Here is an 8,531-nt window from a genome sequence, read left to right as displayed (position 1 = left end):
GTGGGGTGGAGGGGCCGGGCTGGGGGGCCTCGCGGCGGCGGCGCAGCTCCGCGTCGCGGGCCTCGTCCCTGGCCTCGCGCTGGCGCGCCGCGTTCCGCGACAGGCGGCTGAGGGCCTCGGCCGCCTGCCGGTAGGTGAGCGCGGTCGGCGCGCCCCCCGCCGTGCGGTGGTCCGCGGCCTGCGCAGAGAGCTGCTTGGCCGGCTCCGCGGCCTCCAGCGCGAGGAGCCGCCGCCCCTCCAGCGCCTTGGCGCGCTCGGTCTCGGCCGTGGCGTACCGGCGCAGCAGCGCCGCGTGCTCCGTGCGCAGCCGCCCCAGCTCGGCGCGCTTGTCGCGGACCTTGGCCTCCAGCGCGGCGATCAGCTCCTGGGAGTCCTCCAGCTCGGCCTGCCGCTCCTCGAGCTGCCAGCTCAGCCCGGACTTGGCCGCCCGCTCCCGGGCGACCTGGCGCGCCGCCTCGCGGTCCCACCGGCGCATCAGCAGCGCGCCGGTGAGCGTCGCGAGGGCGACGGCCGAGACCACGCCCCGGGCCACCGTCGCCTCCCAGTCCACCGGCATCCAGAGCACGGCGGCACCCGCCAGCGCGGTGCCGGCCAGGGAGGCCGGGAGCAGCACCCGGTGCAGTGCGGCGGAGCGGTGACGTCCACGTGCCATGGCCCGAACCTACCGTGGCGGCGAGGCGCCGTGGGAGGGCGTCCGGGAGGTTGTTCCCGGGGAGTTATCCAAGGGGCGCGGAGTGTCAGCCCCCGATGAGGCCCTCCTGGGTGAGCCAGTCGCGGGCCACGTCCTCGGCGGTGCGCCGCTCGGCGTCCACCTGGCGGTTCAGCTCGACCAGGTCCTCGGTGGTGAGGGCCTCGGTGAGCCGGCCGAGGGCGGCGGCGATCTCCTCGTCGCCGGCGGACTCGGTGTTGACCACGGGCAGGACGTTGTCCGCGAGCTGGAGGTTCCGGTCGTCCTCCAGCAGGGTCAGGCCGAAGTCGGGCAGCGTGCCGTCGGTGGTGGTGACCAGCACGAGGTCGTTCTCGCCGTCGGCCACGGACTGCTTGGCGAGGGTGGTGCCCACGCCCAGCGGGTCGACCTCGGCGATGTCGATGCCGTAGGTCTCCTCCAGGCCCGGCTCGCAGAACGGCCGGGTCGCGCAGTCCTCGCCCGCGGCCAGGCGGACGGACAGGCCGGACTCCCCCAGGTCGGTGAGGGTGGTCAGGCCGTTCTCCTCGGCGAACTCCTCGGTCACGGCGAAGGCGTTCTGGTCCACCGCCTCGCCCGGGTCCAGCACGGTCAGGCCGCGGGGCCCGGTCAGCTCGCGCAGGGCCTCGACGGTCTCGGTGACGTCGGGCGTGGCGACCGGCTCGGCCTCGGGGCCGTTGGCCTGGGCGTTGTAGTACTCGGCCGCGGTGGCGGCGTACTCGGGAACGATGTCGATCGCGCCGCTCTCCAGCTCGGGGCCGTAGATCTCCCGGCCCTCGGTGGGCGTGGTCTCGGTGTCGAAGCCCTCCTCGCGCAGTATCTGCGCGTAGAGCTCGATGAGGACGGTGGCCTCGGTGAAGTTGGCGCCGCCGATGGTGAGGCTCCGGCCGCCGGCGTCGGAGCCGCCGCCTTCCTCCTCCAGGCTGTCGCCGCCGCACGCGGTCAGGGCCAGGGTCAGGGCGGTGGCGGCCGAGAGGGCCAGCGCGGCGCGTCTGCGGGCGGGGCGGGGGAGTGAGCGTGTCACGGGACTCTCCGTTCAGGGCGAACCCGGACCTGGTCCGGGGGATTGCGAGGGGTCAGAAGGACGCGGGGGAGGGAGCGGGCGGCGGCGGGGCGTTGGGGACCGGCGCCCCGCCGCGGCGGCGGGGGTCGAGGAGGCGTTGGGCCAGGGCCAGGACGCCCTCCACCAGCAGGGCCAGCGCCGCGATCAGCGCGGCGCCGGCCACCACCTGGGGCGTGTCGTACGTGGCGAAGCCCGCCGTGACGATGCGGCCCAGGCCGCCGCCCGCGGCCAGCGCGGCGAGGGAGACCGTGGCCACCACCTGCACCGCGGCCGTTCGCACCCCGGTCATGATCAGCGGGAACGCCAGCGGCACCTCGACGCGCGCCAGGAGCTGCCAGCCGGACATGCCCATGCCGCGCGCCGCCTCCACCACGTCCCGGTCGGCCGCGGCGACGCCGGTGTAGGCGTTGGTCAGCAGCGGCGGCACGGCGAAGAGGACCAGCGCGACGATGGTCGGCAGGTCGTCGTGGCGGCCCAGCGGCCCGAGGGTGAGGAGCACCAGCACGGCGAAGGTGGGGACCGCGCGGCCGGCGTTGGAGAGGTTGACGGCCAGGGCCCCGCCGAAGCGGCGCCCGCCGCCGTGCCCGAGCCACAGCGCCACCGGCAGGGCCAGCGCGCAGGAGATGACCAGGCACAGCCCGCTCAGCCACAGGTGCTCGCGCAGCCGTGCCCACACCCCGGCGCCGCCCGACCAGTGGGCCGAGGTGGTCAGCCACGCCCAGGCGTCCGGGATCACTCCGGCGTCCATCTCAGGCCCTCCCCGCAGCCGCGCGCCGCCGCGGCCTGGCCCACGGCGTGAGCAGCCGCTGCCCCAGGAGCAGCAGCAGGTCCGCTGCCACGGCCAGCGCCACGCACAGCACCGAGGCCGCCAGCACCTGCGCGCGGAAGTACGTGTCCATGCCGCTGAAGATCAGGTTCCCCAGCCCGCCGTGCCCCACGATCGCCCCGACCGTGGTCAGCGAGACCGCCGAGACCGTCGCGATCCGCACCCCGGCCATGAGCGCGGGCAACGCCAGCGGCAGCTCGACCGCGAACAGCAGCCGCGCGGGCCCGTACCCGAGACCGCGCGCGGCCTCCCGCGCCTCGGCGGGGACGGCGTTCAGCCCGGTCAGGATGTTGCGGACCAGGATGGTCAGCGAGTAGAGCACCAGGCCGCAGACCACCACCGACACCGAGATCCCGAAGAACGGCAGCAGCAGCGCGTACATCGCCAGCGTCGGCACGGTGTACAGGACGGTGGTGAAGGCGAGGATGCCGCCCGCGGCCAGCCGCCAGCGGCGGGCGAGGAGCGCCAGGGGGAACGCCACGAGCACGGCGATCGCGACGGCGCTCAGCGTGATCACCACGTGCTCGCCCGCCGCCTCGGTCAGCTCGCCGGAGCGGCTCCGCAGGTACTCCCCGCAGATCCACTCGTTCCGTGTCAGGCAGCTCTCGGCCCCGACCGCACTCATGTGCCCACACCCTACGGGGTGAACCTGACAGAATGATGAACATGCTGCGGTTCGAGCACGTCACCAAGCGATACCCCGACGGGACCGTCGCCGTGGACGACCTCGACCTGGAGGTCGCGGAGGGCGAGCTGGTCACCCTGGTCGGGCCCTCGGGCTGCGGCAAGACGACCACCATGAAGATGGTCAACCGCCTGGAGGAGCCCACCGAGGGGCGCGTCCTGCTGGAGGGCCGGGACGTCGCGGACTACGACCCCGTGAAGCTGCGCCGCCGCATCGGCTACGTCATCCAGCAGGTCGGCCTCTTCCCCCACCGCACCGTCCTGGACAACACCGCGACCGTTCCCCTGCTGCTGGGCCGCCGCCGCTCCGAGGCCCGCCGCCGCGCCGCCGAGCTGCTGGAGCTGGTCGGCCTCGACCCCAAGGTCCACGGCGGCCGGTACCCCGACCAGCTCTCCGGCGGGCAGCGACAGCGCGTGGGCGTGGCCCGGGCCCTGGCGGCCGACCCGCCCGTGCTGCTGATGGACGAGCCCTTCGGGGCCGTGGACCCGGTGGTGCGCGAGCGGCTCCAGGCGGAGTTCCTGCGGCTCCAGGCCGAGGTGCGCAAGACCGTGCTGTTCGTCACGCACGACATCGAGGAGGCCGTTCGCCTCGGGGACCGGATGGCGGTCTACGGCGAGGGCCGCATCGAGCAGTTCGACTCCCCGGCCGCCGTGCTCGGCGCCCCGGCCAACGCCTACGTCGCGTCGTTCGTCGGCAGCGACCGCGGCCTGAAGCGGCTGTCGGTCACGCCCGTGGAGCGCGGCGACCTGGAGGAGCCGCCCGTGGTGCGGCTGAACGAGGGCCTGGCCGCCGCCGCGGCCCGGATGCGCGCCGAGGGGGTGCGCTGGGCCGTGGTGCTGGACGAGGAGGGCGCGCTGCACGGCTGGGTCCCGGCGGACGCCGCCGAGGCCGACCCCAAGGGGCTGGTCGCCGCCCACGCCCGGCGGATGGACGCCTGGCTGCCGCTGGGCGCCTCGCTGAAGCAGGCGTTCAGCACCATGCTCCAGTACGACGCGGGGTGGATCGCGGTTCTGGACGAGGGGGATCGCTTCCTCGGCGTGCTGACCCCGGCCGCACTGCACGAGGCGCTGCGCCGGTCCATCGACGCGGACGCGCGGGACGTGGCACGCGAGGCGGTGGCACTGGACTCCGTGCCGGGGCGGTAGGCGGGGCCTCCGGGCGCCTCCTGCGCGGCGTGTCCTTCGAGGCCCTTCAAACCGGCGAACGCATCGGGCCGTCGCCGTCGTCGTCCCCGTCGCCCTCCGGCAGCCGGCAGACGCGCTCCAGGAACAGCGCGGCGGCCACGACGCATACGCCCGCCAGCACGGCCAGGCCGGCGTAGATCGCCTGGTCCCGGCGGCTGGCGACGTCCATCCGCTCCATCAGCAGGAAGATCCCGAAGCCGCCGTACCCGCCGGCCACCAGGGCGGAGACCAGCGCGCTGGCCTGCCCGAAGACGACCGCCCGGGCCGCCATCATCCGGTCCACGGGCCGCGCCCCCGGCCGCCGCTCGCGCTGGGCCTTCAGCCGGGCGCGCAGCGACAGAGCCGTGGCCAGCAGGGCCGCGGCGATCAGCCCGAGGAAGACCGGCGCGAGCAGCGGGACGGCGGGCGGGGTGTTCCCCAGCGACTCCCACAGCCCGGCCCCGCCCCAGCACAGGCCGGCTGCCGCGGCGAAGAGGCCGGCCAGTGTCCCGATCCGCAGTTGGTTCACCGCTGTTCGTGCCCCTCGGTCTTGTTGTCGTGGTTGCGTGGTGCGGTGGTCGTGCGCGCGCCTCAGTCCGGCAGGACCAGGTCCAGATCCGCACGCCGGGCCACGCCCTGGTCGCCGAGCCCCGGCAGCAGGTCGGCCACCGCGCCGCGGCCGGCCACCTCGGCGCCCGGCTCGACATCGTGCCACGGCACCAGCACGAACGCCCGCTCGTGGGCGCGGGGATGGGGCAGCGTGAGCCCCGGGTCGTCGGAGACCGCGCCCTGATAGTCCACGATGTCCACATCCAGCGTCCGCGGCCCCCACCGGGTGTCGCGCACGCGCTCGAACGCCTCCTCGATCGCGTGGGCGCGTTCCAGCAGGGAGGAAGGGGGCAGCGTGGTCTTGATGATCACGACGGCGTTGAAGTAGCTGGGCTGGCTGCCCGGCTCCACGCCCCAGGGCTCGGTCTCGTAGACCGGGGAGACGGCCTTGACGCGCATCCCGGGGGTGTCGGCGAGCGCGTCCACCGCGCCCTGGAGCGTCTCCAGGCGGTTGCCCTGGTTGCTGCCCAGGGCCACGACGGCGCGCTTGGGGTTCTGGAGGGTGCTGTCCGCGGCGTCCACCTGCTCCACCACGGCCGGGGGCACGGGCTGAACGGTCGGGTCGGGGCGCGAGGGGGGCGACGGGGTGGTGGGGGGCGTGGGAGAGGTGGGCGACGAGGCGGCGTTGCTGGGGGTCATGCTCGGCTCCGCTTGATGGTGAGGGTCACGTCGTCGAAGGGAACGGTGATCGGGGCGTGCGGCTTGTGCACGGTCACCTCGGCCTCCTGCACGGCGGGGTGGCTCAGGCACTGGTCGGCGATGCGCTGGGCGAGCGTCTCCAGCAGGTCGAACGGCTCCCCGGCGACGATCGCGGTGACCTCCTCGGCCACCACGCCGTAGTGCACCGTCTTCGCGAGGTCGTCGTCCGCGGCGGCGGGCCGGGTGTCCACACCCAGCACGACGTCCACGACGAAGGGCTGTCCCTCGGCGCGTTCCCGGGGGAGCACCCCGTGATGCCCTCGCGCGCGCAGTCCGTGCAGGGCGATGCGGTCCACGGCGTTGGCTCCCGTCGTTCGGTGATGCTGCGTGCGGTCGGCGTGCGGGCATTCGAATCTACCCGCGCCGCCCCTGCCCCCGGGGCAGCGCCCGCCCCTTGGCGGAACGTCCGCCCGGCCGGGCCCGAGCCCCTACCCTGGTGGGCATGAGCGATTCCCACGGCCACGTGACGGGCCTGCCCCGCTGGGACCGCTGCGCGGTCATGGGCGTGGTGAACGTCACACCGGACTCGTTCTCGGACGGCGGGCGCTGGTTCGATGCCGAGTCCGCGGTCAAACGGGGCATGGAGCTGGTGGCCGAGGGCGCCGACCTGGTGGACGTGGGCGGCGAGTCGACGCGGCCCGGCGCGACGCGGGTGGACGAGGACGAGGAGCTGCGGCGGGTCGTTCCGGTGGTGCGGGAGCTGGCCGCGCAGGGCGTGACGGTCAGCGTGGACACGATGCGCGCCTCGGTGGCCGAGCGCGCGGTGGCCGCGGGCGCCCGCCTGGTCAACGACGTCTCCGGCGGCCGTGCGGACCCGCGGATGGTCCCGGCCGTGGCCGAGGCCGGGGTCCCGTTCGTGGTGATGCACTGGCGCGGGCAGTCCCTGGACATGAACGACCGCGCGGTCTACGCCGATGTGGTCGGCGAGGTGATCGCGGAGCTGCGCGCCTCGCTGGAGCGCGCGGTGGACGGCGGGATCGCCGCCGACCGGATCGTGGCCGACCCCGGGCTCGGCTTCGCCAAGCGGGCGGAGCACGACCTGGCGCTGGTCGCCGCGATGGGGCGGCTGCGCGCCGAGCTGGGCCGGCCGTTGCTGATCGCCGCCTCCCGCAAGCGTTTCCTGGGCCGCGTGCTGGCCGGGCCGGACGGCTCCCCGCCCCGGGCCCGGGAGCGGGACGCGGCAACGGCCGCGGTGACGGCCCTCGCGGCGGCGGCCGGGGCGTGGGCGGTGCGGGTGCACGAGGCGCGGGCCAGCGCGGACGCGGTGCGGGTGGCGCGGGCGGTTTCGGGCGCCTCCGCCGGGGAGGCGCGGTCATGAGCGGCGCGCGCACGGACATCGAGGCGGTCGCGGCGGCCAACACGGCCCTCTACGACGCGCTGGAGCAGGGCGATCTGGACGCGATGGCCGAGCACTGGCTGGACGAGGACGTCAGCGTGGTCCACCCCGGCTGGCCGGTGATCAACGGCCGCGGCGAGGTGATCCGCTCCTACGCGCTGATCATGGCGAACACCGAGTACATCCAGTTCGTCCTGACCGACGTGGAGGTCTCCGTCCTCGGCGACACGGCCCTGGTCACCTGCACGGAGAACATCCTCTCCGGCGGCCCCACCGAGGCCGACGGCACGACGGGCCCCCTCGTCGGCGGCCTGGTCGTGGCCACGAACGTCTTCCGCCGCACCCACGACGGCACCTGGAAGATCTGGTCCCACCACGGCTCCCCCGTCCTCATCGGCCGCGAGGACGAGGACCCCGACACCCCGGACGACGAAGAGGACCCGCCCACCGGCCTCACGGAGATCGGCTGAGCCGTCGCCCGGCCGCCCCGCCTACCGCGTCGGGGCGCCCGTCGCCTGCGGCTCGGTGTCCAGGACCCGGAGCAGGGCCAGGCGGTCGCGGGTCTCCGGGTCCGCCGGGGTGAAGAGCAGGAGCTGCTGGCCGAGGTCGGGCGTCACCAGCGTTTCGCAGTCCATGCGGAGGGGGCCCACGCGGGGGTGGAGGAGGGTCTTGCGGTCGGCGCGGCGGATGGCCACCTCGTGGGCGGACCAGAGGCGGCGGAAGTCGGGGCTCGCGGCACGCAGCCGGGCGACGAGGCCGGTGACCTCGGGGTCGCCGCAGCGGCGGCCGGCGACGGCGCGCAGGTCGGCCACCAGGCGGCGGGCGTTCTCCTCCCGCTCCTCGGGCGGGTGGGCGGCGCTGACGGCCGGCTCGGTGAACCAGCGGAAGACGAGGTAGCGGCGGTCGCCCGTGAACCGCGTGCAGTCGCCCATCAGCAGGACGGCCGCCCGGTTCTGGGCCAGGACCTCGCCCAGGTCGGAGAGCACCAGCGCCGGGGTGTCCCCGACCAGCCCCAGCAGCCGCACCAGGCCCGCGCGGGCCGCGCGGGCCGGCCCCTCGGCGGGCGGCGGCCGGTGCCCGGCCAGGTGGAAGAGGTGGTCGCGCTCGTCCTCGGAGAGGCGCAACGCCCGGGCCAGCGCGCCGAGCACCTGCGGCGAGGGCTGGCTGCTGCGGCCCTGCTCCAGGCGTACGACGTAGTCCACCGAGACGCCCGCGAGCAGCGCCACCTCCTCCCGGCGCAGGCCGGCCGTGCGGCGGCGGGGGCTCTCCGCGAGCCCGGCCTCGGCCGGGCGGATCGCCTCGCGGCGGCGGCGCAGGAAGTCGGCGAGCTGATCGCGTTCCATCCCCCCATGTTCCTCCGGGTGGGAGCGCCGATCCAGGGAGCGGCCGTCCCAGGGTGAACGCTCCGCTCCCGTCCGCCCGCACCGCGCCGCAGGGTGGGGGACAGGGCGACGACGAAGGAGAA

General features: G+C 75.4%; 10 protein-coding genes and 1 pseudogene. 3 read left to right on the top strand and 8 right to left on the bottom strand.

What is annotated here, in order from left to right; translation table 11 throughout:
* From RM780_RS18675 to RM780_RS18660, 4 genes and pseudogenes are all read right to left on the bottom strand, one after another.
* Positions 1-652, bottom strand: a pseudogene (locus RM780_RS18675) (hypothetical protein); the annotation flags it as partial.
* Positions 653-737: 85 nt separating this feature from the next.
* Complete coding sequence (locus tag RM780_RS18670) at positions 738-1,709, bottom strand: ABC transporter substrate-binding protein (RefSeq protein ID WP_311631919.1); 972 nt, start codon at positions 1,707-1,709, stop codon at positions 738-740.
* 52 nt (positions 1,710-1,761) lie between these two features.
* Positions 1,762-2,496 carry an ABC transporter permease gene (locus tag RM780_RS18665; protein ID WP_311631918.1) on the bottom strand — a complete coding sequence of 245 codons (735 nt, stop codon included), beginning with the start codon at positions 2,494-2,496 and terminating at the stop codon, positions 1,762-1,764.
* Between the two features lies 1 nt (position 2,497).
* On the bottom strand, positions 2,498-3,199 hold the full coding sequence (locus RM780_RS18660; protein ID WP_311631917.1) for an ABC transporter permease: 702 nt from the start codon (positions 3,197-3,199) through the stop codon (positions 2,498-2,500).
* A 41-nt stretch (positions 3,200-3,240) separates the two neighbouring features.
* Here RM780_RS18660 and RM780_RS18655 point away from each other — a divergent pair, with 41 nt between their 5' ends.
* Positions 3,241-4,404: an ABC transporter ATP-binding protein gene (locus RM780_RS18655; protein ID WP_311631916.1), complete on the top strand. Its 1,164-nt coding sequence runs from the start codon at positions 3,241-3,243 to the stop codon at positions 4,402-4,404.
* A gap of 46 nt (positions 4,405-4,450) precedes the next feature.
* Here RM780_RS18655 and RM780_RS18650 read toward each other — a convergent pair whose 3' ends face one another.
* The 3 genes from RM780_RS18650 to folB all read right to left on the bottom strand — a co-directional run bounded on the left by RM780_RS18650 (position 4,451) and on the right by folB (position 6,026).
* Positions 4,451-4,951: a DUF3180 domain-containing protein gene (locus tag RM780_RS18650; RefSeq protein WP_311631915.1), complete on the bottom strand. Its 501-nt coding sequence runs from the start codon at positions 4,949-4,951 to the stop codon at positions 4,451-4,453.
* 62 nt (positions 4,952-5,013) lie between these two features.
* Positions 5,014-5,670 carry a 2-amino-4-hydroxy-6-hydroxymethyldihydropteridine diphosphokinase gene (folK, locus tag RM780_RS18645; protein ID WP_311631914.1) on the bottom strand — a complete coding sequence of 219 codons (657 nt, stop codon included), beginning with the start codon at positions 5,668-5,670 and terminating at the stop codon, positions 5,014-5,016.
* Entirely contained in the window at positions 5,667-6,026 is a 360-nt protein-coding gene (gene folB, locus RM780_RS18640; RefSeq protein WP_311631913.1) for a dihydroneopterin aldolase, read from the bottom strand. Before folB ends, folK begins: the two co-directional genes overlap by 4 nt.
* Before the next feature lie 146 nt (positions 6,027-6,172).
* Here folB and folP point away from each other — a divergent pair, with 146 nt between their 5' ends.
* Positions 6,173-7,048 (top strand): dihydropteroate synthase, encoded by an 876-nt coding sequence (gene folP / locus RM780_RS18635; RefSeq protein WP_311631912.1) that lies wholly within the window; start codon positions 6,173-6,175, stop codon positions 7,046-7,048.
* Positions 7,045-7,536 (top strand): nuclear transport factor 2 family protein, encoded by a 492-nt coding sequence (locus tag RM780_RS18630; protein WP_311631911.1) that lies wholly within the window; start codon positions 7,045-7,047, stop codon positions 7,534-7,536. The genes folP and RM780_RS18630 overlap by 4 nt, the downstream gene beginning before the upstream one ends.
* A gap of 21 nt (positions 7,537-7,557) precedes the next feature.
* On the opposite strand, the gene RM780_RS18625 is transcribed toward RM780_RS18630, so the two are convergent.
* Positions 7,558-8,409, bottom strand: coding sequence for a helix-turn-helix transcriptional regulator (locus RM780_RS18625; protein WP_311631910.1), 852 nt, complete (start codon positions 8,407-8,409; stop codon positions 7,558-7,560).
* Positions 8,410-8,531: the final 122 nt, after the last annotated feature.

This window comes from Streptomyces boetiae, from assembly GCF_031845405.1.
Classification (GTDB): Bacteria; Actinomycetota; Actinomycetes; order Streptomycetales; family Streptomycetaceae; genus Streptomyces; species Streptomyces boetiae.
The sequence above is the reverse complement of the archived record's forward strand: the minus strand, read 5'-3'. Positions and strand labels throughout refer to the sequence as shown.